The organism is Azonexus hydrophilus (assembly GCF_038368255.1).
In the GTDB taxonomy this organism is placed as follows: Bacteria; Pseudomonadota; Gammaproteobacteria; order Burkholderiales; family Rhodocyclaceae; genus Azonexus; species Azonexus hydrophilus.
Window position 1 is genome coordinate 2,016,837 of sequence record NZ_CP151406.1, and the last position, 25,302, is coordinate 2,042,138.

28 protein-coding genes are annotated in these 25,302 nt (G+C 62.3%); 24 read left to right on the forward strand and 4 right to left on the reverse strand.

What is annotated here, in order from left to right; translation table 11 throughout:
• The first annotated feature begins 29 nt into the window (after positions 1-29).
• Positions 30-2,102, forward strand: a complete 2,073-nt coding sequence (gene uvrB, locus AADV58_RS09580) for an excinuclease ABC subunit UvrB (RefSeq protein ID WP_341743030.1) — start codon at positions 30-32, stop codon at positions 2,100-2,102.
• Positions 2,099-2,581: a low molecular weight protein-tyrosine-phosphatase gene (locus AADV58_RS09585; protein WP_028995631.1), complete on the forward strand. Its 483-nt coding sequence runs from the start codon at positions 2,099-2,101 to the stop codon at positions 2,579-2,581. Before uvrB ends, AADV58_RS09585 begins: the two co-directional genes overlap by 4 nt.
• Positions 2,582-2,643: 62 nt before the next feature.
• On the opposite strand, the gene AADV58_RS09590 is transcribed toward AADV58_RS09585, so the two are convergent.
• Complete coding sequence (locus tag AADV58_RS09590) at positions 2,644-5,322, reverse strand: Rne/Rng family ribonuclease (RefSeq protein WP_341743031.1); 2,679 nt, start codon at positions 5,320-5,322, stop codon at positions 2,644-2,646.
• Here AADV58_RS09590 and AADV58_RS09595 point away from each other — a divergent pair.
• The 4 genes from AADV58_RS09595 (at position 5,312) to AADV58_RS09610 (ending at position 8,381) form a co-directional block, all read left to right on the forward strand.
• Complete coding sequence (locus tag AADV58_RS09595; RefSeq protein WP_341743032.1) at positions 5,312-5,449, forward strand: hypothetical protein; 138 nt, start codon at positions 5,312-5,314, stop codon at positions 5,447-5,449. The genes AADV58_RS09590 and AADV58_RS09595 overlap by 11 nt on opposite strands.
• A 272-nt stretch (positions 5,450-5,721) precedes the next feature.
• Positions 5,722-6,726 carry an RluA family pseudouridine synthase gene (locus tag AADV58_RS09600; RefSeq protein ID WP_028995629.1) on the forward strand — a complete coding sequence of 335 codons (1,005 nt, stop codon included), beginning with the start codon at positions 5,722-5,724 and terminating at the stop codon, positions 6,724-6,726.
• Positions 6,723-7,373 (forward strand): HAD family hydrolase, encoded by a 651-nt coding sequence (locus AADV58_RS09605; protein ID WP_028995628.1) that lies wholly within the window; start codon positions 6,723-6,725, stop codon positions 7,371-7,373. The genes AADV58_RS09600 and AADV58_RS09605 overlap by 4 nt, the downstream gene beginning before the upstream one ends.
• 45 nt (positions 7,374-7,418) lie before the next feature.
• The gene (locus AADV58_RS09610) at positions 7,419-8,381 is read left to right on the forward strand and encodes a S49 family peptidase (protein WP_341743033.1); all 963 of its coding nucleotides are present in this window, start codon (positions 7,419-7,421) and stop codon (positions 8,379-8,381) included.
• Here AADV58_RS09610 and AADV58_RS09615 read toward each other — a convergent pair whose 3' ends face one another.
• A complete protein-coding gene (locus AADV58_RS09615) occupies positions 8,382-9,089 on the reverse strand; it encodes an SAM-dependent methyltransferase (RefSeq protein WP_341743034.1) in 708 nt (235 codons plus the stop codon). It abuts the gene before it with no gap.
• Positions 9,089-9,667: a Maf family protein gene (locus AADV58_RS09620; RefSeq protein WP_341743035.1), complete on the reverse strand. Its 579-nt coding sequence runs from the start codon at positions 9,665-9,667 to the stop codon at positions 9,089-9,091. The genes AADV58_RS09615 and AADV58_RS09620 overlap by 1 nt, the downstream gene beginning before the upstream one ends.
• Positions 9,668-9,782: 115 nt before the next feature.
• Between AADV58_RS09620 and AADV58_RS09625 the strand changes: the two genes are divergently transcribed.
• The 9 genes from AADV58_RS09625 (at position 9,783) to AADV58_RS09665 (ending at position 16,288) form a co-directional block, all read left to right on the forward strand.
• Complete coding sequence (locus AADV58_RS09625) at positions 9,783-10,271, forward strand: YceD family protein (protein ID WP_028995624.1); 489 nt, start codon at positions 9,783-9,785, stop codon at positions 10,269-10,271.
• A gap of 21 nt (positions 10,272-10,292) precedes the next feature.
• Positions 10,293-10,472 (forward strand): 50S ribosomal protein L32, encoded by a 180-nt coding sequence (gene rpmF, locus AADV58_RS09630; protein WP_028995623.1) that lies wholly within the window; start codon positions 10,293-10,295, stop codon positions 10,470-10,472.
• A gap of 54 nt (positions 10,473-10,526) precedes the next feature.
• Complete coding sequence (plsX, locus tag AADV58_RS09635; RefSeq protein WP_028995622.1) at positions 10,527-11,555, forward strand: phosphate acyltransferase PlsX; 1,029 nt, start codon at positions 10,527-10,529, stop codon at positions 11,553-11,555.
• Positions 11,556-12,515, forward strand: a complete 960-nt coding sequence (locus AADV58_RS09640) for a beta-ketoacyl-ACP synthase III (RefSeq protein ID WP_028995621.1) — start codon at positions 11,556-11,558, stop codon at positions 12,513-12,515.
• Between the two features lie 17 nt (positions 12,516-12,532).
• On the forward strand, positions 12,533-13,459 hold the full coding sequence (gene fabD / locus AADV58_RS09645) for an ACP S-malonyltransferase (protein ID WP_028995620.1): 927 nt from the start codon (positions 12,533-12,535) through the stop codon (positions 13,457-13,459).
• Between the two features lie 3 nt (positions 13,460-13,462).
• A complete protein-coding gene (fabG, locus tag AADV58_RS09650; protein ID WP_028995619.1) occupies positions 13,463-14,203 on the forward strand; it encodes a 3-oxoacyl-ACP reductase FabG in 741 nt (246 codons plus the stop codon).
• 72 nt (positions 14,204-14,275) lie between these two features.
• Positions 14,276-14,512 (forward strand): acyl carrier protein, encoded by a 237-nt coding sequence (gene acpP, locus AADV58_RS09655; protein ID WP_028995618.1) that lies wholly within the window; start codon positions 14,276-14,278, stop codon positions 14,510-14,512.
• Positions 14,513-14,587: 75 nt separating this feature from the next.
• A complete protein-coding gene (fabF, locus tag AADV58_RS09660) occupies positions 14,588-15,823 on the forward strand; it encodes a beta-ketoacyl-ACP synthase II (RefSeq protein ID WP_028995617.1) in 1,236 nt (411 codons plus the stop codon).
• A 36-nt stretch (positions 15,824-15,859) separates the two neighbouring features.
• Entirely contained in the window at positions 15,860-16,288 is a 429-nt protein-coding gene (locus tag AADV58_RS09665; RefSeq protein ID WP_341743036.1) for a protein YgfX, read from the forward strand.
• Here the strand turns inward: AADV58_RS09665 and nadB are convergent.
• Positions 16,263-17,843: an L-aspartate oxidase gene (gene nadB / locus AADV58_RS09670; protein ID WP_281981834.1), complete on the reverse strand. Its 1,581-nt coding sequence runs from the start codon at positions 17,841-17,843 to the stop codon at positions 16,263-16,265. The two genes, AADV58_RS09665 and nadB, sit on opposite strands and share 26 nt — an antisense overlap.
• Positions 17,844-18,003: 160 nt before the next feature.
• Here nadB and rpoE point away from each other — a divergent pair, with 160 nt between their 5' ends.
• Genes rpoE through era form a run of 9 tightly spaced genes read left to right on the forward strand, consistent with a single transcriptional unit; the run spans position 18,004 to position 25,281 of the window.
• Positions 18,004-18,603, forward strand: coding sequence for an RNA polymerase sigma factor RpoE (rpoE, locus tag AADV58_RS09675; RefSeq protein WP_028995614.1), 600 nt, complete (start codon positions 18,004-18,006; stop codon positions 18,601-18,603).
• The gene (locus tag AADV58_RS09680; RefSeq protein WP_341743037.1) at positions 18,603-19,064 is read left to right on the forward strand and encodes a SoxR reducing system RseC family protein; all 462 of its coding nucleotides are present in this window, start codon (positions 18,603-18,605) and stop codon (positions 19,062-19,064) included. The genes rpoE and AADV58_RS09680 overlap by 1 nt, the downstream gene beginning before the upstream one ends.
• Complete coding sequence (locus tag AADV58_RS09685) at positions 19,061-20,485, forward strand: DegQ family serine endoprotease (RefSeq protein WP_341743038.1); 1,425 nt, start codon at positions 19,061-19,063, stop codon at positions 20,483-20,485. The genes AADV58_RS09680 and AADV58_RS09685 overlap by 4 nt, the downstream gene beginning before the upstream one ends.
• A complete protein-coding gene (locus AADV58_RS09690) occupies positions 20,475-20,720 on the forward strand; it encodes a glutaredoxin family protein (RefSeq protein WP_028995612.1) in 246 nt (81 codons plus the stop codon). The genes AADV58_RS09685 and AADV58_RS09690 overlap by 11 nt, the downstream gene beginning before the upstream one ends.
• Before the next feature lie 58 nt (positions 20,721-20,778).
• Positions 20,779-22,569: a translation elongation factor 4 gene (gene lepA, locus AADV58_RS09695; RefSeq protein ID WP_341743039.1), complete on the forward strand. Its 1,791-nt coding sequence runs from the start codon at positions 20,779-20,781 to the stop codon at positions 22,567-22,569.
• A gap of 8 nt (positions 22,570-22,577) precedes the next feature.
• A complete protein-coding gene (lepB, locus tag AADV58_RS09700; protein ID WP_341743040.1) occupies positions 22,578-23,366 on the forward strand; it encodes a signal peptidase I in 789 nt (262 codons plus the stop codon).
• Between the two features lie 9 nt (positions 23,367-23,375).
• Positions 23,376-23,729, forward strand: coding sequence for a DUF4845 domain-containing protein (locus AADV58_RS09705; protein WP_028995609.1), 354 nt, complete (start codon positions 23,376-23,378; stop codon positions 23,727-23,729).
• A 2-nt stretch (positions 23,730-23,731) separates the two neighbouring features.
• Positions 23,732-24,400, forward strand: a complete 669-nt coding sequence (gene rnc / locus AADV58_RS09710) for a ribonuclease III (RefSeq protein WP_028995608.1) — start codon at positions 23,732-23,734, stop codon at positions 24,398-24,400.
• Positions 24,397-25,281, forward strand: a complete 885-nt coding sequence (era, locus tag AADV58_RS09715) for a GTPase Era (protein WP_028995607.1) — start codon at positions 24,397-24,399, stop codon at positions 25,279-25,281. The genes rnc and era overlap by 4 nt, the downstream gene beginning before the upstream one ends.
• Positions 25,282-25,302 lie beyond the last annotated feature (21 nt).

Below are 25,302 nucleotides of genomic sequence, written 5' to 3' on the forward strand. Positions count from 1 at the left end.
CATCGCGACGACAAGCGCAGAATTTTATCATGAGCGAAACCAACAGCAGTACGCCCGTCGTCTGTTTCGACGGCAGCCCCTACCGTTTGCACCAGCCCTTTCCGCCGGCCGGCGATCAGCCGGAGGCAATCCGCCTGTTGACCGAAGGCATTGAGGATGGCCTGTCGTTCCAGACCCTGCTCGGCGTGACCGGTTCGGGCAAGACCTACACCATGGCCAACGTCATCGCCCGTACCGGGCGGCCGGCGTTGATCCTGGCGCCGAACAAGACGCTGGCGGCGCAGTTGTACTCCGAGTTCAAGGAGTTTTTCCCGGAAAACGCCGTCGAGTACTTCGTCTCGTACTACGACTACTACCAGCCGGAAGCCTATGTGCCGTCGCGCGACCTGTTCATCGAAAAGGACAGTTCGATCAACGATCACATCGAGCAGATGCGTCTCTCAGCGACGAAAAGCCTGATCGAGCGGCGCGACGTGGTGATTGTGGCGACGGTCTCGTGCATCTACGGCATCGGCGACCGCGACGAGTACCACAACATGATCCTGACCATGCGCGTCGGCGACCGCATGGACCAGCGCGACATCGTCAAGCGCCTGACCGACATGCAGTACGAGCGCAACGAAATGGACTTTCATCGCGGCATCTTCCGTGTGCGCGGCGACGTCATCGATATTTTCCCGGCCGAACACGCCGAGCACGCGATCCGCGTCTCGCTGTTCGACGACGAGATCGAGAGCCTGCAATTCTTCGATCCGCTGACCGGCCAGTTGCTGCACAAGGCCCTGCGTTTCACGGTCTTCCCGGCGTCGCACTATGTCACGCCGCGGGCGACCGTGCTGCGCGCCATCGAGGCGATCAAGCTCGAATTACGCGAGCGCATTGAATTCTTCACTCGCAACCAGAAACTGGTCGAGGCGCAGCGGATCGAGCAGCGCACCCGTTTTGACCTCGAAATGCTGGACCAGATCGGTTTCTGCAAGGGCATCGAAAACTACTCCCGGCATTTTTCCGGGCGTAAAGCCGGCGAGGCGCCGCCGACGCTGATCGACTACCTGCCGCGCGATGCGCTGATGTTCATCGACGAATCCCACGTCAGCATCGGCCAGGTCGGCGGCATGTACAAGGGCGACCGTTCGCGCAAGGAAAACCTGGTCGATTACGGTTTCCGCCTGCCGTCGGCACTCGACAACCGGCCGCTGAAATTCGACGAATTCGAGCGTCAGATGCGCCAGACCGTTTTCGTGTCGGCGACCCCGGCCGATTACGAAAACCAGCACGCCGGCCAGGTCGTCGAGCAGGTGGCCAGACCGACCGGGCTGATCGATCCGCAGGTCATCGTGCGCCCGGCAACGACTCAGGTCGATGATCTGCTCGGCGAGATCAACAAGCGGGTCGGCGTCGCCGAGCGGGTGCTGGTGACCACGCTGACCAAGCGCATGGCCGAGGATCTGACCGATTTCCTGGCCGATAACGGGATCAAGGTGCGTTACCTGCATTCGGATATCGATACCGTCGAGCGCGTCGAGATCATCCGCGATTTGCGCCTGGGCGAGTTCGACGTGCTGGTCGGCATCAACCTGCTGCGTGAGGGGCTGGATATTCCGGAAGTTTCGCTGGTCGCGATTCTCGATGCCGACAAGGAGGGTTTCCTGCGTTCCGAACGTTCGCTGATCCAGACCATTGGTCGGGCGGCGCGCCATATTCATGGCACAGCGATCCTGTACGCTGATAGGATTACGCAATCCATGCAGAAAGCCATCGCCGAGACGGAACGGCGACGGGAAAAGCAGATCGCATTCAACGAGCAGCACGGCATCGTGCCGCGCGGGGTGTCCAAGAAGATCAAGGACATCATCGACGGGGTATACGATGCCGAATCGGCGCAGACCGAGCTGAAGGCGGCGCAACAGCGCGCGGTCTACGAGGCAATGGATGAAAAAACCGTCGCCAGGGAAATCAAGCGACTCGAGAAACAGATGCTCGATTGCGCGAAGAACCTGGAATTCGAAAAAGCGGCGGCTGCGCGCGACGAACTTTTCCGACTCAGGGAACGTGTTTTCGGCGTTGCACAGCACGACCCCGATGGAGATAAGAGGCAATGATTTACCGCGTGCTGCTGGTTTGCATGGGCAACATCTGTCGTTCACCAACGGCAGAGGTTGTGCTCAGGCATATGATAAAAATCAATGGACTGGGAGATAGAGTTGAAGTTGATTCTGCGGGAACGCACGGCTACCACGTCGGCGAAGCCCCGGATTCGCGTACGCAGCGGGCAGCATCGGCGCGTGGCTACAACCTCTCGCAATTGCGTGCCCGCAAGGTGGCCTTGCAGGACCTCGATTACTTCGACCTGATCCTGGCCATGGACCGCAGTAATCTGGACAACCTGCAGCGCATGGCGATGCCTGAGCAATTACCCAAGATTCAGTTGCTCATGGATTACGCCGGGAATTTCGAAGACGACGAAGTGCCGGATCCGTACTATGGTTTGGGGCACGGCTTCGACCTGGTGCTCGACATGGTCGAGGACGCCGCCAAGGGCGTGGTCGAGGCGGTGCAGAAAAAACTCAGCAGCGGCTGAGGCGGCTTCAGCAATGAAAAAGGGCGTCCCGCAGGACGCCCTTTTTGTTGGTCGTGACCGGCTTACTTGCCGGTTTCGACCATGACCAGCGGCTCGTCGGTACTTTGCTCGACCGCCTTTGCCTTGCGCGGACGACCCAGCTTGACTGGCGGTTCGCTCGGGGCGACCAGCACTTCAGCCGTGGTCTGGACCATGACCAGTCCGCTGTCCGACAGGGCAGCATCGACATTGATCGGTGCGCTGGCCGGCAGCGGGGCCGGTGCTGCGACGGCTTCCACGGCGACTGCCTGGGGCTGCTCGATGACCGGGATTTCGACCGGGGCTTCGACAACCGCCTGGACTTCGGGTGTTGCCGGTCCGGCAGCAATCTCGGCGACCGTGACGGTTTCCTGAACGGCTTCGGGAGCGACTTCGATCTGGGCGACGGCAGCCACTTCGGTTGCCGGGGCCTCGACGGCCGGTGCAGCGACCGGTTCGATCGCTTCGACAGCCACTTCGACAGTCCCTGCCATCGGTGCCGGGCTGGCCTCGATGGTGGTTTCCGCGGCAGGAATGGTCACGACGACCGGCTCATTGTTGATCGTCTCGCTGGTCTCAGCGCTGACCGCGTCGACCATGGTGGTTTCCGATTCGTTGCGGCGTTCGTTGCGGCCACGGCCACCACGACGACCACGACGACGGGCGTTGCCTTGCTCGTCGCCAGCCGCTGCGGTTTGCGGAGCATCCGGTTCAACGGCCTGAAGCGCTTGCGGCATCTGTTCGATTGCCGGGCGAGTCTCGGCCTGCGGCTGACGCTCGCGGCGTTCCTTGCGCGGACGACGTTCCTGGCGTGGTTCACCATTGCCGGCAGCTTCTTCGCGGGCCGGCTTGTCGTTGCGTTCGGTGTTGCGATTGTTGCGTTCGCCTTCGTCACGACGGTTGCCGTTACGACCATTGCGGCCGTTACGGCGGTTGTCGTTACGAGCACCTTCGCGGCTTTTACGGGCCGGCGCTTCCGGCTTGACTTCGACGGCGGCAACCGGTTGGGCCGGGCCGCGGAACCAGGCGGCGATGCGAGCGAACAGTCCGGCGGAAGCGGCAGCAGGCGCCGGGGCGGCGACAGCTTCTTCCTTGGCCGGCAGGTTGGGGGCCGGCTGTTCCGGCGAAATGCCCTTGATCGCAGCTTCCTGGCGCGGCTTGGCGCTTTCCTGCTGGCTGGCCTGCTTGGCAGATTCCTCGATCGGCTGGTCAACCATCCGGTAGGAAGGTTCGCGCAGGTCGTCGTTGTTCAGGTCGTCGTGGCGCAGGCGGATGATCGTGTGCGCCGGCGTTTCCAGGTGAACATTCGGGATCAGCAGGATGGTGACCTTGTGGCGCAGTTCGATGGCCTGGATGTCCGGACGCTTCTCGTTGAGCAGGAAGGTGGCGACATCGACCGGAACCTGGACATGCACGGCGCCGGTGTTTTCCTTCATCGCTTCCTCTTCGAGGATGCGCAGGATGTGCAGCGCGGCCGATTCGGTCGAGCGGATGTGGCCGGTGCCGGAACAGCGCGGGCAGGGGATGTAGCTGGTTTCGGCGAGGGCCGGACGCAGGCGCTGGCGCGACAGTTCCATCAGGCCGAAACGGCTGATCTTGCCCATCTGGACACGGGCGCGGTCGAAACGCAGGGCGTCGCGCAGGCGGTTCTCGACTTCGCGCTGGGCCTTGCTGTTTTCCATGTCGATGAAGTCGATGACGATCAGACCGCCGAGGTCGCGCAGGCGCAACTGGCGGGCCAGTTCGTCAGCGGCTTCGAGGTTGGTCTTGAGCGCTGTTTCCTCGATGTCCGCACCCTTGGTGGCGCGACCGGAGTTGACGTCGACAGCGACCAGGGCTTCGGTGTGATCGATGACGATGGCGCCGCCGGACGGCAGGTTGACCTGGCGGGCGAAGGCGGTTTCGATCTGATGTTCGATCTGGAAGCGCGAGAACAGCGGCACGTCGTCGCGGTAGCGCTTGACGCGGTTGATGTTGCCCGGCATCACGGTGCCCATGAAGGCCTTGGCCTGTTCATAGACTTCGTCGGTGTCGATCAGGATCTCGCCGATGTCCGGCTGGAAATAATCGCGGATGGCGCGGATGACCAGCGAGCCTTCGAGGTAGATCAGGAAGGCGCCCGATTGCTGCTGGGCGGCGCCTTCGATGGCGGACCACAGCTGCAGCAGGTAGTTGAGGTCCCACTGCAGCTCTTCGGCCTGGCGGCCGATGGCAGCGGTACGGGCGATCAGGCTCATGCCGCCGGGGACTTCCAGCTGATCCATGATTTCGCGCAATTCGGTGCGCTCGTCGCCGTCGACACGACGGGAGACGCCGCCGCCGCGCGGGTTGTTCGGCATCAGCACCAGGTAGCGGCCGGCCAGCGAGACGTAGGTGGTCAGGGCTGCGCCCTTGTTGCCACGTTCATCCTTGTCGACCTGGACGATCAGTTCCTGACCTTCCTTGAGCGCATCCTGGATGCGGGCCTTGCCCGGTTCGACGCCCGGCTGGAAATAGGCGCGGGAGACTTCCTTGAACGGCAGGAAACCGTGGCGCTCCGAACCGTAATCGACGAAGCAGGCTTCGAGCGACGGTTCGATGCGGGTGATGACACCCTTGTAGATGTTGCTTTTCCGTTGTTCCTTGGCGGCGGATTCAATGTCGAGATCAATCAGTTTCTGACCATCGACAATGGCGACACGGAGTTCTTCCGCCTGTGTCGCATTGAAGAGCATGCGTTTCATTGTTTTGGGGCTCCAGCTCGCTGGTGCTCACGGCAACGAAACGCCCATGCAGGCAGCGACAGGTTCAGTTATCGGGTTGCGTCATGTGATTGGCGGCAAAGGCGATGATGAATGTGCTGATCGTTAAATGACCGCGAGTCTTTTTATGAAATGCGCGATCTTGGAATTCCTGCAACGGGCGATCCGTGCGTGCTTGTGGCGAGCTAATCCGTTAACATCACTACTTTTGGTGAGTGAACTTAACCAGTCGTTTCACGTTGGTTTGTCCCGGGCAATTGGCACGGGAGGGACTTCGTGGCCTGCCGCATGGCAGTCGCGCTTGCAGCGCGAGGGCGGACGGTCTGACGGTTCGGCATCCCTTGCAAACAGAGACGTAAAACGCAGGCAGTATATTAGAAAATGAATGGCACAGGTAACAATTCGGTCACCCTGGTTGTGATCGGCGAAGAAGCGCAAGGGCAGCGCCTGGATAATTACCTGCTGCGGCACTGCAAGGGGGTGCCGAAGAGCCATGTCTATCGCATCCTGCGCAGTGGCGAAGTCCGGGTCAACAGCCGCCGGGTCGATGCCACCTATCGACTGGAAATCGGCGACCGGGTGCGCATTCCGCCGATCCGCATCGCCGAGCGCCCACAGGACGAGGTCGAGGAGGCCGCCAAGGCTCGCGTCGATCTACCGATCATTTTCGAAGACGAGGCGATGCTGGTCATCGACAAGCCCGAAGGCATCGCCGTCCATGGCGGCAGCGGGGTCAGCTTCGGGGTCATCGAAGCGCTGCGCCGGCAGCGGCCGCAGGCCAAGTTCCTCGAGCTGGCGCACCGGCTCGACCGCGAGACCTCGGGCATCCTGCTGGTTGGCAAGAAGCGGCTGGCGCTGACGGCGCTGCACGACATGTTCCGCGAGCACGGCGCCGGTGCCGACAAGCGCTACCTGGTGCTGGTCAAGGGGCGCTGGATGAACAATACCCAGCACGTCAAGGCGCCGTTGCTCAAATACCTGACCGACAGCGGTGAGCGCCGGGTCTCGGTCAATGCCGAAGGCAAGGCATCGCATACAGTGTTTCGTCTGCTCGCCCGCTGGCCGGACATGAGCCTGCTCGAAGCCCAGTTGAAGACCGGGCGGACGCACCAGATCCGCGTCCATCTTGCACATCTCGGTTTTCCCATCCTCGGCGACGAGAAGTACGGCGATTTCAACCTCAACAAGCGACTGCGTCCGGCCGGTCTGAAGCGCATGGCACTGCACGCCTGGCGCATGGCTTTTCGCCATCCTTTGCTGGGCACGCCGGTCGAGTGCGTGGCACCACTGCCGGACGGCATCCGCCAGTACATGACGACGGTGGACGCGCAAACCCCGCGCGAGTTTTCCGCCGACAACCTGCAACAGATCCTGGAGCAACAATGAAATACGAACTCGTGGTTTTCGACTGGGACGGGACGCTGCTCGATTCCGCTGGCGCCATCGTCAGGGCCATCCAGGCCGCCTGCCGCGATCTCGACCTGCCGGTGCCGGACAATGCCCGGGCCAGCCACGTCATCGGACTCGGTCTGGCTGATGCGATGCGCCACGCGGTCCCCGATCTGGCGCCAGAAAACTATCAGGCGATGGTCGACCGCTACCGCTTCCACTATCTCTCCGGCGATCATGCGCTGACCCTGTTCGACGGGGTGCCGGCAATGCTGGCGCGCCTGCACGCGGCCGGACACATCCTGGCGGTGGCCACCGGCAAGAGCCGGCTGGGGCTTGAACGGGCGCTCGACCACTCCGGTTTGCGGCCTTTCTTCTCGGCCTCGCGCTGCGCCGACGAATGTCACTCCAAACCGCACCCGCAGATGCTTGAGGAACTGATGGCCGAATTCGGCGTGACCAGCTCTGCCACCGTGATGATCGGCGATACCTCGCACGACCTGTTGATGGCCAGCAATGCCGGCGTCGATGCACTGGCCGTCACCTACGGCGCGCATCCGCACGATCACCTGCTTGAGCATGCGCCGCTGGCCTGTCTGCACGACGTCGCGGAACTCGACGCCTGGCTGATGTCCAATGCCTGAGCAGGCTATACTTGACCGGTGAAATCTTCCCCCAGAAAGAACTAGATGGACCTCAATCCCCAACGCTCAGACAACGATCCCGCCTGGGAGAGAAAAACCCTGGAAAAGCTGGCTGTTGCCACACTCAGCGAACAGCGCGCGCGGCGTCGCTGGGGCATTTTCTTCAAGCTGCTGGGCTTTGGCTACGTTGCCTTCATCCTGTTTGCCCTGATCGAATGGGACAGTAGCAAGGTGGCCGACAAGCATGTCGCGATGGTCGAACTGCGTGGTGTCATTGCCGCCAAGGGTGAAGCCAGTGCCGACAGCCTGGTCTCGGCACTGAACTCGGCATTCGACGCCCCGAATTCGCAGGCCGTGGTGCTACGCATCAACAGTCCGGGCGGCAGCCCGGTGCAGGCCGGTATCGTCAACGACGAAATCCGGCGGCTGCGGGCCAAGTATCCCGACAAGCCGCTCTATGCCGTGGTCGAGGATGTCTGTGCTTCCGGCGGCTATTACGTCGCCGCCGCCGCTGACCGGATTTATGTCGACAAGGCCAGTGTGGTCGGTTCGATCGGCGTGCTGATGGACGGTTTCGGTTTCACCGGCACGATGGAGAAGCTGGGGGTCGAACGGCGCCTGCTGACGGCCGGCGAAAACAAGGGTTTCCTCGACCCCTTCTCGCCGCAGGACGAAACCCAGCGGGCGCACGCCCGGACCCTGCTGGCCGATATCCACGCCCAGTTCATCGATGTGGTCAAGAAAGGGCGCGGCGAGCGGTTGAAGGACAACCCGGACATCTTTTCCGGCCTGATGTGGACCGGTGCGCAAAGTATCCAGTTGGGGCTGGCCGATGGTTTCGGTACGGTTGAATCAGTCGCTCGCGACGTGGTCAAGGTCGAGGACGTGCTTGATTACTCGGTCAAGGAGAACCTGGCCGAGCGCTTTGCCAAACGGCTTGGCGCCGGTGCGGTCGACAGCTTCTGGCGCGGTTTTTCCAGCAGTGCCGGTGATTTTCGCCTGAACTGATCAGGCCAGCAGCAGGAAAACCGTCGGACGCCGCTCGATTTCGGGCGGCGTTTGTTTTTTCCACTGGGCAACGGTCAGGGTGCGGATGAATTCGCCGGGCAGGGTCAGGTCGGTGGCGACACACAATCGGGTCGTTCCCTGGCAGGCCTGCAGAATGGCGTCGAACATTGCCCGGTTGCGGTACGGTGTTTCGATGAACAACTGGGTCTGTCGGCGCTTGCGCGATTCGGCTTCGAGTTCGCGCAGGGTCTTGCTGCGATCGATGTCCTTGGCCGGCAGGTAGCCCTGAAAGGCAAAACGCTGGCCGTTGAGGCCGGAGGCCATCAGGGCCAGCAGCAGCGACGACGGGCCGATCAGCGGCACGACGCGGATGTTCTCGCGCTGGGCCAGGGCGACCAGATCGGCACCCGGGTCGGCGACCGCCGGGCAACCGGCTTCCGACAGCAAGCCGACGTCGTGACCGGCGCGCAGCGGCGCCAGCAGGTGATCGATGGCATCCGGCCGGCTGTGTTCGTTGAGTTCTTCCAGTTGCAGTTCCTGCAAGGGCAGGTCGGTGCCGGCCGCCTTGAGGAAGGCGCGGGCGCTTTTCGCCTGTTCAACGACGAAATGACGTAGTGGCCGGACGGTGGCCAGAACGCCAGGGTGCAGGCTGTCCTGCGGCGCCGATGGGCCGAGCGGGACGGGAATCAGGTAGAGGGTGCCGGCCATCAGAGGATTGCCACGCCCTGATTGCGCAACATGTCGCACAGGGCGATCAGCGGCAGGCCGACGAGAGCATTCGGGTCGTCGCCCTGCATGCCAGCGAGCAGGGCGATGCCCAGGCCTTCCGATTTGGCCGAGCCGGCACAGTTGTAGGCCGGTTCGCGTTGCAGGTAGTTGTCGATCTCGCTGTCGGTCAGCGTCCGGAAGGTGACCAGCGTCGGTACGCCGCGAACCTGGCTGACGCCGGTGCTGGCGTTGTACAGGCACAGACCGGTGAAGAAATTGACGGTCTTGCCCGACAATTCACGCAGCTGGGCAACGGCACGTTCGTGGTTGCCGGGTTTGCCGTAGATGCGGCCATCAACCGTGGCGACCTGGTCGCTGCCGATGATCAGTGCATCGGGGTATTGCTCGGCAACGGCTCTGGCCTTGGCTGCGGACAGGCGCAGGGCCAGTGCCTCGGGGGCTTCGCCGGGGAGGGCGGATTCGTCGGTCCGGGGGTTGGCAACGCTGAAGGGCAGGCCGAGGCGGGCCAGCAGTTCGCGCCGGTACGGCGAGGTTGAAGCGAGTACGAGGTTTTTCATCTTGAAAGTTTTTGTGCAACAAAGCCTTGCGTCGATTTGTTGATGCAGCACTTTGTCTTTGACTTGGCGAGCCAAAAATAATATCATCCGCCGTTTAAGTCGCAACAGATTCAGCTTGAAAAGAATCAATGATGCCTTCGCCTTTGCCCGGGATGCGCGTGTTCTGCAAGGAACGCTGGCGGTTTCGGCAATGGAACGCCTGCATGATCTGCTGGCCGAAGTGTCCGGGGAGGTTTCCTGGCATCTCGAAGGTTTCAGGGGTAAACGTGGCGAACCCTTGCTGCGCCTGACGGTGAGCGGATGCATTCCGCTGGCTTGTCAGCGCTGCCTGGATGCCATCGATTTCGCGCTGGACGTCGATCGTCTGCTGGAAGTCATTCCGGCCAACGCCGACGTGTCGCAAGACGAACTGGAAGACGACAGCCGGGATTTTCTGCCGGTGGAAAAGGAACTGGATGTGGCGGAGCTGGTCGAGGACGAAATTCTGTTGTCCCTGCCGGTTGCGCCGCGACATGATGGATGTGGTTTGCCTGGCGCGTCTGGTGCCGGTGAGCGGGTCAACCCGTTTGCTGCACTGGCCGGGCTCAAAGGCAAGCCGAACTGATTTTTTTTGGAGTAACACAAAATGGCCGTTCAACAGAACAAGAAGTCCCCGTCGAAGCGTGGCATGCACCGTGCCCATGATTTCCTGACCGCGCCCCCGCTGGCCGTCGAGTCCACCACCGGTGAAACGCACCTGCGTCACCACATCTCCCCGAGCGGTTTCTACCGCGGCAAGAAGGTCCTCAAGGCCAAGGGCGAGTAATCGTTCATTGAAGGGCAGGCGGCTCTTTCGGGAGCGCCTGCCTTTTCTTTTGCCATGACAACCCGCATCGCCATTGATTGCATGGGGGGTGACCACGGACCGTCGGTGACGGTGCCCGCGGCTATCCGTTTTCTTGCAGAACATCCGGCGGCTCATCTCGTCCTGGTTGGTCAGGAGGAGGTTTTGCGTCCGCTGCTCGGCACTACGGCCGATGATTCACGCCTGCGCATCGTCAATGCGACCGAAGTGGTCGGCATGGACGAATCGCCGGCGCTCGCCTTGCGCAACAAGAAGGATTCTTCGATGCGCGTGGCCATCAATCTCGTCAAGTCCGGCGAGGCTGACGCCTGCGTTTCAGCCGGAAACACCGGCGCACTGATGGCGATCTCGCGCTTCGTCCTCAAGATGCTGCCCGGTATCGACCGGCCGGCGATCTGTGCGCCGCTGCCGACGATCAACGGCCACACGCACATGCTCGACCTCGGTGCCAACGTCGATTGCGAACCGGAGCACCTGCTGCAGTTCGGCATCATGGGCGCCATGCTGGTCGCCGCCATGGAGCACAAGGAACGGCCGACAGTCGGCATCCTCAATATCGGCGAGGAAGAGATCAAGGGTAACGAGGTGGTCAAGGCTGCCGCCGACCTGCTGCGCAATTCCGGTCTGAATTTCGTCGGTAACGTCGAAGGCGACGGGATCTACAAGGGCGAAGCCGATGTCATTGTGTGCGATGGTTTTGTCGGTAACGTCGCCCTGAAGACTTCCGAGGGGCTGGCGCAGATGCTGGCATCGTCGTTGCGCAGCGAGTTCAAGCGTAGCTGGCTGACCAAGATCGCGGCCCTGATCGCCATTTCGGTGCTCAATAATTTCAAGAAGCGCTTCGACCATCGCCGTTACAACGGTGCGATCCTGCTCGGCCTCAAGGGAATTTCGGTGAAGAGCCACGGCTCGGCCGACGAATTGTCGTTCGGCACCGCCATTGCCCGGGCCTACGACGCGGCGGAAAACCGTGTCCTGGAGCGGATCACCGAGCGCCTGGCACTAACCAATGCGGCTTCGTCCGCTGCTGTGGAGACAGTCTGAATGTACGCACGCGTGATCGGCACCGGCAGCTACCTGCCGGGCAAACCCGTCAGCAACGATGACCTGGCGGCGCGCGGTATCGATACCAACGACGAGTGGATCGTCACGCGCACCGGTATCCGCAGCCGTCATCTGGCCGAAGCCGGCACGACCTCGAGCGAACTCGGCCTGATCGCCGCCCAGCGGGCTCTGGAGATGGCCGGTGTCGCTGCAGCCGACCTCGACTTGATCGTTGTTGCCACGTCGACCCCGGACTTCATCTTCCCCAGCACTGCCTGCATCATTCAGGGCAAGCTCGGTAACAAGGGCGCTGCCGCCTTTGACGTACAGGCCGTTTGTGCCGGTTTTACCTATGCCCTGGGCATTGCCGAGAAATTCATTGTTTCCGGCTCGCACAAGAAGGCGCTGGTCATCGGCGCCGAAGTGTTTTCGCGCATCCTCGACTGGAACGATCGTGGCACCTGCGTGCTGTTCGGCGACGGTGCCGGCGCGGTGGTCCTTGAAGCCTCGGAGACCCCGGGTATCATGGCCACGGCGATGCATGCCGACGGCAGCCAGTTCGGTATCCTCAACGTGCCTGGCCAGGTCTGTTCGGGTCAGGTCACCGGTGATCCCTTCCTGCGCATGGACGGTCAGGCGGTATTCAAATTCGCCGTGCGCGTGCTTGCCGACATCGCCGAGGAAGTCTGCGCCAAGGCCGGTATCTCGACCGCTGACCTTGACTGGCTGATTCCTCATCAGGCCAATATCCGCATCATTGAAGCGACCGGCAAGAAGCTTGGCGTGCCCCGTGAGAAAGTGATCGTTTCCGTCGATCGTCATGGCAATACCTCGGCCGCATCGGTGCCGCTGGCGCTGGACGAAGCCGTTCGCGATGGACGCATCCAGCGCGGCCAGAAAGTCCTGGTCGAGGGGGTTGGTGGCGGTTTCACCTGGGGCGCAGCCCTGCTCGAATTCTGATAACAGGAGACTGATTGATGTCTTTTGCCTTCGTATTTCCCGGCCAGGGCTCGCAGAGCGTTGGCATGATGGCCGCTTACGGCGATGCCGCCGTGGTTCGCGCCACCTTTGACGAAGCGTCTGCCGCGCTTGGCGACGACCTGTGGGCGATGGTCGCTGACGGTCCGACCGAAGTCCTGACCCAGACCGTCAATACCCAACCGGTCATGCTCACCGCCGGTATCGCCGCCTGGCGCCTGTGGTGCGAGAAGGGCGGCAAGATGCCGGCCGTCGTCGCCGGCCACAGCCTGGGTGAGTATTCGGCGCTGGTTGCTGCCGGCGTCATCGAGTTCAAGGACGCGGTACCGCTGGTCCGCCTGCGCGCCGCTGCCATGCAGGAAGCCGTGCCGCTCGGCACCGGCGCCATGGCCGCCGTGCTCGGTCTGGATAACGCCGGCATCGTTGCCGCCTGTGCCGAAGCGGCGCAGGGCGAGATCGTCGAGCCGGTCAATTTCAACGCCAACGGCCAGACCGTGATCGCCGGCCACAAGGGCGCCGTCGAACGCGCCATGGACGCCTGCAAGGCGCGCGGTGCCAAGATGGCCAAGGCGCTGCCGGTGTCGGCACCGTTCCATTCCTCGCTGATCCGCCCGGCTGCTGACAAACTGGCTGCGCGTCTGGCCGAGCTGACGCTGCAGGCGCCGAAGATTCCGGTAATCAACAACGTCGACGTGGCGATCGAAAACGATCCGGCCCGGATCAAGGATGCGCTGGTGCGCCAGGCCTACAATCCGGTGCGCTGGGTCGAGACGGTCCAGAAAATGGCCGCTATCGGCGTGACGACCGTGGCCGAATGCGGTCCGGGCAAGGTCCTGGCCGGTCTGACCAAGCGTTGTGCCGACGGTGTTGCCGGGGTTGCCCTGGCTGATGCGGCGGCCATCGAAGCCAATCTCGGCCTGGAGTAAGCGATGCTCAACGACAAGATTGCGCTGGTCACCGGCGCCACCCGCGGTATCGGCCGCGCCATCGCCCTCGAACTCGGCCGCCAGGGTGCCACCGTGATCGGTACGGCGACCAGCGAAGCCGGTGCCGGGCAGATTTCGGCCTATCTCGCCGAAGCGGGCATCAAGGGTCGTGGTGTCGTCCTCAACGTTACCGACAACGCGCAGACCGACGCCGTGCTCGCCGAGGTCGCCAAGGAATTCGGCGCCATCACAGTGCTCGTCAATAACGCCGGCATCACCCGCGATAACCTGACCATGCGCATGGGCGACGACGAGTGGGATGCGGTCATCGACACCAACCTGAAGGCGGTTTTCCGTCTGTCGCGCGGCGTCATGCGCGGCATGATGAAGGCGCGCTTCGGCCGCATCGTCAATATTTCGTCGGTGGTCGGCTATTCCGGCAACGCCGGCCAGGCCAATTACTGCGCTGCCAAGGCCGGCGTCGCCGGTCTCTCCCGGTCGCTGGCGCGCGAACTGGGCAGCCGCAACATCACGGTCAATTGCGTCGCGCCGGGCTTCATCGCCACCGACATGACGCATGCGCTGACCGAAGAACAAAAGGCCGCTATGCTGGCCTCGATTCCGCTGGCTCGTGCCGGCACACCTGAAGACGTCGCCGGTGCGGTCGGCTTCCTGGTTTCTCCCGCTGCCTCGTATGTCACGGGTACTACCGTGCATGTGAATGGCGGCATGTTCATGGATTGATTACACCAAGTCCCGGCTTTTGGTAGAATCAACACGTTTTTTTTCGTACCCCGAGGGGAAGGAGTTTTTCGAATGGATAACATCGTAGAGCGCGTCAAGAAGATCGTCGCCGAACAACTGGGTGTGAACGAAGCGGACATCAAGAACGAGTCCTCTTTCGTCGATGATCTGGGCGCGGATTCGCTGGACACCGTCGAGCTGGTCATGGCGCTGGAAGAGGAATTCGAATGCGAAATTCCGGACGACCAGGCCGAGAAGATCACGACCGTCCAGCAGGCTGTCGATTACATCCTCGCCAACAAGCAGTAAGCCAATTCCGGTTTCAACCAGGCAAGGCCGGCCCCCAAGGCCGGCCTTGCTATTTTTGCTTTCGGAGTGCATATCTTGGCACGTCGTAGAGTCGTCATCACCGGCCTGGGCCTGATTTCCCCGGTCGGCAACAGCGTCGAAGAAGGTTGGAAGAACATCGTTGCCGGCGTTTCCGGCATCGCACCGATCACCCGCTTCGACACCTCGACCTTTCCGGTACAGTTTGCCGGTGAAGTCAAGAATTTCGACATCACCCAGTACATTTCCGCCAAGGATGCCCGGCGCATGGATACCTTCATCCATTACGGCCTGGCTGCGGGCATGCAGGCCGTGCGTGACGCCGGCCTGGATCAGGAGGGCGCGGCCGATCCCGAGCGCGTCGGTGTCGCCATCGGTTCCGGTATCGGCGGTCTGCCGCTGATCGAAGCCACCAAGGACGAATACAATGTCGCCGGCGTGCGCAAGGTTTCGCCTTTCTTCGTTCCCGGTTCGATCATCAACATGATTTCCGGCAACCTGTCGATCGAGTACGGCTTCAAGGGCCCCAATCTGTCCATCGTGACCGCTTGCACGACCGGTACGCACTCGATCGGCGAAGCCGCACGCATCATCGAATACGGCGATGCCGACGTGATGGTTGCCGGCGGTGCCGAATCGACCGTGTCGCCGCTCGGCCTTGGCGGTTTCTGCGCAGCCCGCGCGCTGTCCACCCGCAATGACGACCCGGCGACGGCCAGCCGTCCGTGGGACAAGGATCGAGACGGTTTCGTGCTGGGCGAGGGCGCCGGTGTCCTGGTGCTCGAAGAGTACGAACACGCCAAGGCCCGTGGCGCCAAGATCTACGCCGAAGTGGCCGGCTACGGCATGAGCGCCGACGCTTATCACATCACCGCCCCGAACATGGACGGCCCGCGCCGTTCGATGGTCAATGCGCTGAAGAACGCCGGTGTGACGCCGGCCGACGTCCAGTACGTCAATGCGCACGGTACGTCGACGCCGCTCGGCGACAAGAACGAATCGGATGCGATCAAGGCAGCCTTCGGCGACGCGCAGAAGTCCATCGTCGTCAATTCGACCAAGTCGATGACCGGTCACCTGCTCGGCGGTGCCGGCGGGGTCGAGTCGTTGTTCACGGTGCTGGCCATCCATCACCAGATCTCGCCGCCGACGATCAACATCTTCAATCAGGATCCCGAGTGCGATCTGGATTACTGCGCCAACCAGGCGCGGCCGATGAAGATCGACGTAGCGCTGAAGAACAACTTCGGTTTCGGCGGAACCAACGGCTCGCTGGTGTTCAAGCGTATCTAAGCGCGACTGCCAGGGAGACGAACGGTGCAGTTTCCGGTGATCATCGGACTGCACCGTTCTTTTTTGCTCGATCGCCTGCTGCTGCTCGTGGTGCTGGCAAGCGTCGTGTTCATCGGCTTCTATCCAGGGGAACCCTGGCAGGTGGCGGGCTTGCTGGTGGTTGTCGTCCTGCTCGTCGGGCTGGCCTGGCGGCAACTACGTCCGCCGTTTGCCGCCTTGCGCCTGACCCACGACGGCAGGGTGGAGGGGCGTTTGCAGGAAGATGGCGAGTTTGTTGCGCTGCGTTGCCTGCCGGGGGCTACGGTCCATCGCTGGCTGACGGTATTGCATCTGGCACCGGAAAGCGGCGGGGCGGCCAGCGTGCTGGTGGTGACCGTCGATAGCAGCGGGCCGGACGAGTTTCGCCGGCTAAGGGTTTTCCTGCGCTGGCAGAACCGCGTCAGCGCTTCTGGCGACGTGGCTTGAGCGTGGTATTGCGGGGTTTTGCCGCCATGTCCGGATAGTCCGGCGAGTAGTGCAGGCCGCGACTTTCCTTGCGCAGCATGGCGCAACGGATGATCAGTTCGGCCGTGAGGACGAGATTGCGCAGTTCGATCAGGTCGTGACTGACCCGGAAATTGGCGTAGAACTCGTTGATTTCGCGTTTCAGCAGGCGCACGCGATGTTCGGCGCGCTTCAGTCGCTTGGTCGTGCGGACGATGCCGACATAGTCCCACATGAAGCGGCGCAGTTCGTCCCAGTTGTGAGAAATCACCACTTCCTCGTCGGCATCGGTGACCCGGCTGTCGTCCCAGTCGGGCAGGGCAGGCAGCGGTGCCGGCTTTTGCGCGAGCATGTCCTTGACCGCCGCTTCCGAGAACACCAGGCATTCGAGCAGGGAGTTGGACGCCAGGCGATTGGCGCCGTGCAGGCCGGTGCAGGAAGCTTCGCCGGCAACGTAGAGACCGGCGACATCGGTATGCCCGTCGAGGTCGCAGACGATGCCGCCGCAGGTGTAATGGGCAGCCGGAACGACCGGAATCGGTTCGCGGGTGATGTCGATGCCGAGCTCCAGGCAGCGTGCGTGGATGTTCGGGAAATGCTCGCGGATGAAGGCTTCGCCCTTGTGCGAGATATCGAGGTAAACGCAGTCCAGGCCACGCTTCTTCATCTCGAAGTCGATGGCGCGGGCGACGATGTCGCGCGGCGCCAGTTCCTCGCGCTCGTCGTGCTCAGGCATGAAGCGCGTGCCGTCCGGCAACTTGAGCAGACCACCTTCGCCGCGCACGGCCTCGGAAATCAGGAAGGACTTGGCGTTGGGGTGGTAGAGGCAGGTCGGGTGGAACTGGATGAACTCCATGTTGGCCACCCGGCAACCGGCGCGCCAGGCCATGGCGATGCCATCGCCGGTCGAGGTGTCGGGGTTGGTGGTGAACAGATAGACCTTGCCGGCACCGCCTGTCGCCAGCAGGGTGTTGGCTGCGCCGATGGTCAGGACGTCACCGGAAACACTGTTGAGGACATAGGCGCCGAAGCAGCGGTTTTCGTCGGTGCCGAGTTTCTTCCCAGTGATCAGGTCAACCGCGATGTGATCTTCGAAAACACGGATTTTCGGGTGTTTTCGGACTTTCTCGGTGAGCGTCTGCTGGACCGCGGCACCGGTGGCATCGGCGACATGGATCACCCGGCGGGCGCTGTGGCCGCCTTCGCGGGTCAGGTGGTAGCCGGATTCGTCCTTGGTGAAGGGCACGCCCTGCTCGATCAGCCATTCGATCGCGCTGCGCCCGTTCTCGACGACGAAGCGGGTGGCCTTCTCATCGTTCAGCCAGGCACCGGCAACGAAGGTGTCCTGGATATGCGCTTCGATCGAATCGCGGTTGTCGAGCACCGCGGCAATGCCGCCCTGGGCCCATCCGGAGGCGGAGTCCTCAAGCTTGCGCTTGCTGATCAGCGCGACGCTGCAATGATCGGCCAGGCGAAGCGCCGCCGATTGACCGGCGAGGCCGCTGCCGATGATGAGCACATCAAAGTTGAGCACGATGTTTCCCGGAGAAGATAATCCGGCGCGCAATATAGCACGCGGAAAACGATTCACATCGTTACAGAAAATCACAATTAGGGATAAGTCCCTAGGGGTGGCGTCAAAAGGCCTGCGTTATACTCTGCCCCAACAAGAACATATTCCCGGGAAAAACAGAGTCATGAGCGAGCGCGAGGTCGATCAGTTGCTGGTCGAGCGGGCGCAAGGCGGCGATCAAGGCGCCTTCGACCAGTTGGTGAGCAAGTATCAGCGTAAGCTGGGTCGCTTGCTGTCGCGCTACATCCGCGATGCGGCAGAGGTCGAGGATGTGTCGCAGGAGGCCTTCATCAAGGCCTATCGCGCCTTGCCGTCTTTCCGTGGCGACAGCGCCTTCTACACCTGGCTGTACCGGATCGGTATCAACACCGCCAAGAACTACCTGGTTTCCCAGGGGCGGCGGGCGCCGACCAGTACCGAATTCGATGCCGACGAGGCCGAGGGCTTCGAGGATGCGGCCCTGCTGCGCGACATCAATACGCCGGAGAGTCTGCTGATGTCCAAGCAGATCGGCCAGACCGTCAATAGCGCGATGGACGCCTTGCCCGAGGAATTGCGCACGGCCATCGTCCTGCGCGAAATCGAGGGGCTGTCCTACGAAGAAATCGCCGGCATCATGGACTGCCCGATCGGCACCGTCCGTTCGCGGATTTTCCGGGCACGCGAGGCCGTCGCCGGCAAGCTGCGCCCCTTGCTCGACATCGCTCCCGACAGGCGCTGGTGATGGAAGGCGAGGGCAGCGTCATCCGGGCGGTCGTCCGCCTGGTCGATCCGGCCGGCGCCGTCGTCGAAGTCGCCCAGGGCGGTTGCGGCCGTTGCCATGAAAAGGGTGGTTGCGGCGGCCATCACCTGACTCAGACTTTCTGCAGCGGTCCGCGTCGCTATCGCGTGGACAATGCCATCGGCGCTGAAGTCGGCGATACGGTCTCGGTTGCCGTCACGGCGGGGACCCTGCGCCGGGGTGCCAATCTGGCCTACGGCCTGCCGGTGCTCGGCCTGATCGGCGGGGCCGTGCTCGGCGCGCAACTGGGCGGCGACATGGGGGCCATCGTCGGCAGCCTGATTGGCGTGGTTGCTGCCTTCGCGCTGGCGGCACGCCGTTCGCGACAACCGGTAGGCGATCCCGGCAGCCAGCCGCACATCATTTCCCGCATCCCCGAGATTCAGGAGAAAACCGGTCAATGAAGCGCATTCTGGCGATTCTTTCCTTGCTCCTTACCGTCGGTCTGGCCCAGGCGCAATCGCGCGGCCTGCCGGATTTTACCGAACTGGCGGAAAAGCAGGGACCGGCGGTGGTCAACATCAGCACCACGCAGGCCGTACGCGGACAGTCCGGGGCCATGCCTTTCCCGTTCGACGAGAGCGATCCGGCGTTCGAGCTGTTCAAGCGTTTCTTTCCTCGTGTTCCCGGCGGCGGTGCGATACCCAGGGAATTCGACAACAAGTCGCTGGGTTCCGGCTTCTTCATCAGTGATGATGGCTACCTCCTGACCAATGCGCATGTCGTCGACGGCGCCGAGGAAGTCACGGTGCGCCTGACCGACAAGCGTGAGTTCAAGGCGCGGATCGTCGGTGCCGACAAGCGGACCGACGTGGCCTTGCTCAAGATCGAGGCCAGCGGCTTGCCTTTCGTCAAACTGGGCGATCCCTCCCGGTTGAAGGTCGGCGAGTGGGTGGTGGCCATCGGTTCGCCTTTCGGCTTCGACAATTCGCTGACCGCCGGCGTGGTTTCAGCCAAGGGGCGCGCGCTGCCGCAGGAAAACTACGTGCCCTTCATTCAGACCGACGTGGCGATCAATCCGGGTAATTCGGGCGGGCCGCTATTCAACCTGAGCGGCGAAGTGGTCGGTATCAATTCGCAGATCTACAGTCGCAGCGGCGGCTACATGGGCCTCTCGTTCGCCATTCCGATCGACGTGGCGATGGATATCCAGCAGCAGTTGCGGGCGTCGGGCAAGGTCAGCCGTGGGCGGATCGGCGTCGTTATCCAGGAAGTCAGCAAGGAGCTGGCCGATTCGCTGGGCCTGGCGCGGCCGATGGGTGCCGTGGTCAATGCCGTCGAGCGCGACGGCCCCGCCGAAAAGGCCGGCATCGAAGCCGGCGATGTGATCCTGCGTTTCGACGGCAAGGCGGTCGAGACTTCGGTCGATCTGCCGCGCATGGTCGCAGCGACCCGTCCGGGCATGCGCTCGGTGGTCCAGGTCTGGCGTAAAGGGAAGCTGCGCGACATCGCTGTCGTGGTCGGCCAGATGGCAGACGAGTCCCAGGCCGCTGCGCGACCGCCACGCGCCGGCCGCGCGCCCGAGCGCAGCGCCAATCGACTGGGTCTGGTGGTCGGAGAACTCTCCGCCGAACAGCGGCGTGCGCTGCGCATCGACGGTGGACTGGTAATCGAGGAAGTGCGCGGTGCAGCGGCGCGGGCCGAGTTACGCCAGGGCGACATCATCATCGCCCTGATCCATCGCGGCAGCACCACCGAACTCAAGTCGGCCGAGCAGTTCAACAAGCTGCTGGCCCAACTGGACAGGAATGCCAACGTCACCTTGCTGATCCGTCGTGGCGAAATGCAGACCTTCGTGACCGTGCGGGGCTTGAATGGCAATTGAACTGACCTTGATGAGCCGCGGCTACTGCCATCTGTGCCATGACATGGAGGCGGCGCTGGCGCCGCTGGCGGCCGAATTCGGGGCGACGGTGACGGTAGTTGACGTTGATGCCGACCCGGCGCTCGAAGCAAAATACGACGAACTGGTGCCGGTGCTGCTGCACGGTGAAACCGAGCTCTGCCACTACTTCCTGGACGAGGCCAAAACCCGTGAATATTTGGTGCAAATCCGCTAGAATTCAGGGTCTTCCGAATCGCCAAGGGCGCCGTTAGCGCCCTTTTTTACTGCCTGCAATGGACCATATCAGAAACTTCAGCATCATCGCCCACATCGACCACGGCAAATCGACCCTGGCCGATCGTATCATCCATCTCTGCGGTGGCCTGTCCGACCGTGAAATGGAGGCGCAGGTGCTCGATTCGATGGATATCGAGCGCGAGCGCGGCATCACCATCAAGGCGCAGACAGCGGCGCTCCAGTACAAGGCGCGCGACGGCAAGGTGTACAACCTGAACCTGATCGACACGCCGGGGCACGTCGACTTCTCCTACGAGGTCTCGCGTTCGCTGTCGGCCTGCGAAGGCGCGCTGCTGGTCGTTGATGCCTCGCAAGGTGTCGAGGCGCAGACGGTGGCCAACTGCTATACGGCGCTCGACCTCGATGTCGAGGTGGTGCCAGTGCTCAACAAGATCGACCTGCCGTCGGCTGATCCGGACAACGCCCGCCAGGAAATCGAGGACGTGATCGGTATCGACGCGACCGATGCGGTGCTCGCTTCGGCCAAGACCGGCCTCGGCGTCGAGGACATCCTCGAAGCCGTGATCGCCCGCGTGCCGCCGCCCAAGGGTGATGTCAGCGCGCCACTGAAGGCGCTGATCATCGACTCCTGGTTCGACAACTACGTCGGCGTCGTCATGCTGGTGCGTGTTGTCGAAGGCGAGATGAAGCCCAAGGACAAGCTCTACTTCATGTCCACCGGCGCCACCCAGCTGTGCGAACAGGTCGGCGTGTTCACCCCGAAATCGCTGCAACGCCCGTCGCTGAAGGCCGGCGAGGTCGGCTTCGTGATTTCCGGAATCAAGGAACTGAAGGCGGCCAAGGTCGGCGACACGATCACCCTGGCTGATCGCAAGGCGACCGAACCGTTGCCCGGCTTCAAGGAAATCAAGCCGCAGGTGTTCGCCGGTCTCTACCCGGTCGAGTCGAACCAGTACGACTCGCTGCGCGAAGCGCTGGAAAAGCTCAAGCTCAACGACGCCTCGCTGCAATACGAGCCGGAAGTCTCGCAGGCGCTGGGCTTCGGCTTCCGCTGCGGCTTCCTTGGCCTGCTCCACATGGAAATCGTGCAGGAGCGCCTGGAGCGCGAATTCGATCAGGATCTGATCACCACCGCGCCGACCGTGGTGTACGAAGTCGTGCAGCGCGACGGCTCGGTGATCCAGGTCGAGAACCCGGCCAAGCTGCCGGAGATCTCCAAGATCGAGGAAGTGCGCGAACCGATCATCACCGCGACCATCTTCGTGCCGCAGGATTACCTGGGCAACGTCATCACGCTGTGCAACCAGAAGCGCGGCAATCAGGTCGACATGCATTATCACGGCCGCCAGGTGAAGCTGGTTTACGAGATGCCGATGGCCGAAGTGGTCATGGATTTCTTTGACAAGCTGAAGTCCTGCTCCAAGGGCTACGCTTCGCTCGACTACGATTTCAAGGAATACCGCGCCGCCGATGTGGTCAAGCTCGATATCCTGATCAACAGCGAGAAGGTCGATGCGCTGTCGCTGATCGTGCACCGCTCCAATTCGCAGTACCGCGGCCGCGAACTGGCGTCGAAGATGCGCGAGCTGATTCCCCGGCAGATGTACGACGTCGCCATCCAGGCCGCCATCGGCTCGCACATCATCGCCCGCGAGAACGTCAAGGCAATGCGCAAGGACGTGTTGGCCAAGTGCTACGGCGGCGACATCACCCGCAAGAAGAAGCTGCTCGAAAAACAGAAGGCCGGCAAGAAGCGCATGAAGCAGGTCGGCTCGGTGGAAATCCCGCAGGAAGCCTTCCTCGCCGTGCTGCGCGTTGATAGCTGAGAGAACGCATGAATTTCGCCCTGATCCTTCTCATTCTGGTCGTCGTCACCGGTATCCTGTACGCGATCGACATCCTCAAGTTCCGCAAGCTGCGCGCTGCCAACGACAAGCAGCCGCTGTGGGTGGAGTGGGGGGGCGATTTCTTCCCGGTGATCCTGATCGTTTTCGTGCTCCGTTCCTTCCTGTTCGAGCCGTTCAAGATTCCCTCGGGCTCGATGATCCCGACGCTGCTGGTGGGCGACTTCATCCTCGTCAACAAATACACCTACGGTGTCCGCCTGCCGGTGATCAACACCAAGATCATCGATGTCAACGAGCCGCAGCGCGGTGACGTGATGGTCTTCCGCTACCCGGAAGATCCTTCGCTCGACTACATCAAGCGCGTGGTGGGCCTGCCGGGCGATACCATCGAGTATCACAACAAGCAGTTGCGCATCAACGGCCAGGCCGTGGCCATGGAAAAGCAGCCGGACTTCCTGCATGCCGAGCGTCTGTACTACTCCGAGCAATACACGGAAAAACTCGGCGACGTCGAGCATAAAATCCTCAACGATGCCGACGCGCCGGCCTTCATTCCCGGCGTTTCCTCCTTTCCCTATCGGGAAAATTGCACATACAATGCCAGTGGCGTGACCTGCAAGGTGCCGGACGGCCATTACTACATGATGGGCGACAATCGCGACAACAGCCGCGACAGCCGGGCCTGGGGCTTCGTGCCGGAACAGAACATCGTCGGCAAGGCCTTCTTCATCTGGCTGAATTTCGACGACTTCAGCCGTATCGGTGCATTCAGGTAAGGTGAGAACATGAAATATCAACGTGGTGTAGCGCTTTCCGGCCTGATTTTCTGGGGTATCGTCCTCGTCCTCGTGGCCGTGCTGGGCATGAAGGTGACGCCTTCGGTCATCGAGTACTACAAGATATTGCAGGGCAGCAAGGCGGTAGTCGCCAAGGCAACGCCGGATTCAACCGTGGTCGAGCTGCGCCGTTCCTTCGACAAGTATGCCGAAGTCGACCATCTCGCGTTTTCGTCACGCGACCTTGAAATCTACAAGGACAAGCGTGGCCAGGTGGTCATCGAGTTCGCCTATGAAAAACGCATTCCCTTGTTCGCCAATGTCAGCCTGCTGATTGACTACAAGGGGACGACTGCGGAATAAGCATGACGCCGCAGAAAATCGCCGCAGGCATCGGGCATGAATTTGCCGATGCCGCTCTCCTGCGTACGGCGCTGACGCACCGCAGCTATGGCACGCCCAACAACGAGCGCCTGGAATTCCTCGGTGACGGCATCCTCGATTGCGTGATCGCCGACATCCTCTATCAACGCTTTCCGGAATTGCCCGAAGGCGATCTTTCCCGCCTGCGGGCCAATCTGGTCCGTCAGGAAACCCTGCACGGACTGGCGCTGCAGCTGGGCGTCGGCCAGGCGCTGCGCCTGGGTGAAGGTGAGCTGAAAAGCGGTGGGGCCACGCGCCCGTCGATTCTGGCCGACGCGCTCGAAGCACTGTTCGGTGCGGTTTATCGCGATGCCGGGTTCGAGGTGGCGGCCAGGCTGATTGCCCGCCTCTACGCACCGCTGCTCGCCGACCTCAAGCCGGGGCAGTTCCAGAAAGATCCCAAGACCCGCCTGCAGGAATGGCTGCAGGGCAAGAAGAAGCCGCTGCCGCGTTACCAGTTGCTGGAAACCAGCGGCGCCGCCCATGAACAGTCCTTCGTCGTTGCCTGCGAAATCGACAACCCTTCGCTGCGTACCCAAGGGTGCGGCAGCAGCCGCCGCATCGCCGAACAGAACGCCGCCGAAGCGGCCTTGAAAGCCCTGAATCCATGACCGAAATCCGCTCCGGCTACATCGCCATCGTCGGCCGACCCAACGTCGGCAAGTCGACATTGCTCAACCACCTGATCGGCGAGAAGATCAGCATCGTCTCGCGCAAGGCACAGACCACCCGGCACCGCATCACCGGCATCCTGACCGAGGCCGACGCCCAGTTCGTCTTCGTCGATACGCCGGGCTTCCAGACCAAGTTTTCGAACGCACTGAACCGGGCAATGAACCGTGGCGTGACGCAGACCTTGAACGACGTCGATCTCGTCCTCTTCGTCATTGAGGCCGGCCGCTACGACGCCAAGGACAAGGCGGTGGTGCGCCTGCTGCCGAAGGACCGGCCGGTGATCCTGGTCATCAACAAGACCGACCTGCTGAAAAACCGGGAAGCGCTGCTGCCTTTCCTCGCCGAGGTCTCGGCCGATTTCGACTACACCGCCGTGGTCCCGGTCAGCGCCGCCAAGGGCCGGCAAACCCAGGACCTGCTCAAGGAGGCGCGCAAGCACCTGCCGAACGAAGGCCTGATGTTCCCGGAGGACGACCTGACCGACAAGTCGGAACGCTTCCTCGCCGCCGAATACATCCGCGAGAAGGTTTTTCGCCTGCTCGGCGACGAACTGCCGTACGCCACCGCCGTCGAGATCGAGAAATTCGAAGTCGAGGGCAATCTGCGCCGCATCTTCGCCGCCATCGTCGTCGACCGCGAAAGCCACAAGGCGATTGTCATCGGCAAGGGTGGCGACTCGCTGAAGCGCATCGCCAGCGAAGCCCGCCAGGACATGGAGCGGCTGTTCGACGGCAAGGTCTATCTCGAAGTCTGGGTCAAGGTGAAGTCGGGCTGGAACGACGACGAGCGCCTGCTCAAGAGCCTCGGCTACGAGTAAGCCGCCGATCCGGGATATTTC

Excerpts from the sequence above, each read along its gene's own strand:
- uvrB (WP_341743030.1), top strand. The coding sequence starts at position 30 with ATGAGCGAAACCAACAGCAGTACGCCCGTCGTCTGTTTCGACGGCAGC.
- AADV58_RS09585 (WP_028995631.1), top strand. The coding sequence starts at position 2,099 with ATGATTTACCGCGTGCTGCTGGTTTGCATGGGCAACATCTGTCGTTCA.
- AADV58_RS09595 (WP_341743032.1), top strand. The coding sequence starts at position 5,312 with ATGCGTTTCATTGTTTTGGGGCTCCAGCTCGCTGGTGCTCACGGCAAC.
- AADV58_RS09590 (WP_341743031.1), bottom strand. The coding sequence starts at position 5,322 with ATGAAACGCATGCTCTTCAATGCGACACAGGCGGAAGAACTCCGTGTC.
- AADV58_RS09600 (WP_028995629.1), top strand. The coding sequence starts at position 5,722 with ATGAATGGCACAGGTAACAATTCGGTCACCCTGGTTGTGATCGGCGAA.
- AADV58_RS09605 (WP_028995628.1), top strand. The coding sequence starts at position 6,723 with ATGAAATACGAACTCGTGGTTTTCGACTGGGACGGGACGCTGCTCGAT.
- AADV58_RS09610 (WP_341743033.1), top strand. The coding sequence starts at position 7,419 with ATGGACCTCAATCCCCAACGCTCAGACAACGATCCCGCCTGGGAGAGA.
- AADV58_RS09615 (WP_341743034.1), bottom strand. The coding sequence starts at position 9,089 with ATGGCCGGCACCCTCTACCTGATTCCCGTCCCGCTCGGCCCATCGGCG.
- AADV58_RS09620 (WP_341743035.1), bottom strand. The coding sequence starts at position 9,667 with ATGAAAAACCTCGTACTCGCTTCAACCTCGCCGTACCGGCGCGAACTG.
- rpmF (WP_028995623.1), top strand. The coding sequence starts at position 10,293 with ATGGCCGTTCAACAGAACAAGAAGTCCCCGTCGAAGCGTGGCATGCAC.
- plsX (WP_028995622.1), top strand. The coding sequence starts at position 10,527 with ATGACAACCCGCATCGCCATTGATTGCATGGGGGGTGACCACGGACCG.
- AADV58_RS09640 (WP_028995621.1), top strand. The coding sequence starts at position 11,556 with ATGTACGCACGCGTGATCGGCACCGGCAGCTACCTGCCGGGCAAACCC.
- fabD (WP_028995620.1), top strand. The coding sequence starts at position 12,533 with ATGTCTTTTGCCTTCGTATTTCCCGGCCAGGGCTCGCAGAGCGTTGGC.
- fabG (WP_028995619.1), top strand. The coding sequence starts at position 13,463 with ATGCTCAACGACAAGATTGCGCTGGTCACCGGCGCCACCCGCGGTATC.
- acpP (WP_028995618.1), top strand. The coding sequence starts at position 14,276 with ATGGATAACATCGTAGAGCGCGTCAAGAAGATCGTCGCCGAACAACTG.
- rpoE (WP_028995614.1), top strand. The coding sequence starts at position 18,004 with ATGAGCGAGCGCGAGGTCGATCAGTTGCTGGTCGAGCGGGCGCAAGGC.
- AADV58_RS09680 (WP_341743037.1), top strand. The coding sequence starts at position 18,603 with ATGGAAGGCGAGGGCAGCGTCATCCGGGCGGTCGTCCGCCTGGTCGAT.
- AADV58_RS09685 (WP_341743038.1), top strand. The coding sequence starts at position 19,061 with ATGAAGCGCATTCTGGCGATTCTTTCCTTGCTCCTTACCGTCGGTCTG.
- AADV58_RS09690 (WP_028995612.1), top strand. The coding sequence starts at position 20,475 with ATGGCAATTGAACTGACCTTGATGAGCCGCGGCTACTGCCATCTGTGC.
- lepA (WP_341743039.1), top strand. The coding sequence starts at position 20,779 with ATGGACCATATCAGAAACTTCAGCATCATCGCCCACATCGACCACGGC.
- lepB (WP_341743040.1), top strand. The coding sequence starts at position 22,578 with ATGAATTTCGCCCTGATCCTTCTCATTCTGGTCGTCGTCACCGGTATC.
- AADV58_RS09705 (WP_028995609.1), top strand. The coding sequence starts at position 23,376 with ATGAAATATCAACGTGGTGTAGCGCTTTCCGGCCTGATTTTCTGGGGT.
- rnc (WP_028995608.1), top strand. The coding sequence starts at position 23,732 with ATGACGCCGCAGAAAATCGCCGCAGGCATCGGGCATGAATTTGCCGAT.
- era (WP_028995607.1), top strand. The coding sequence starts at position 24,397 with ATGACCGAAATCCGCTCCGGCTACATCGCCATCGTCGGCCGACCCAAC.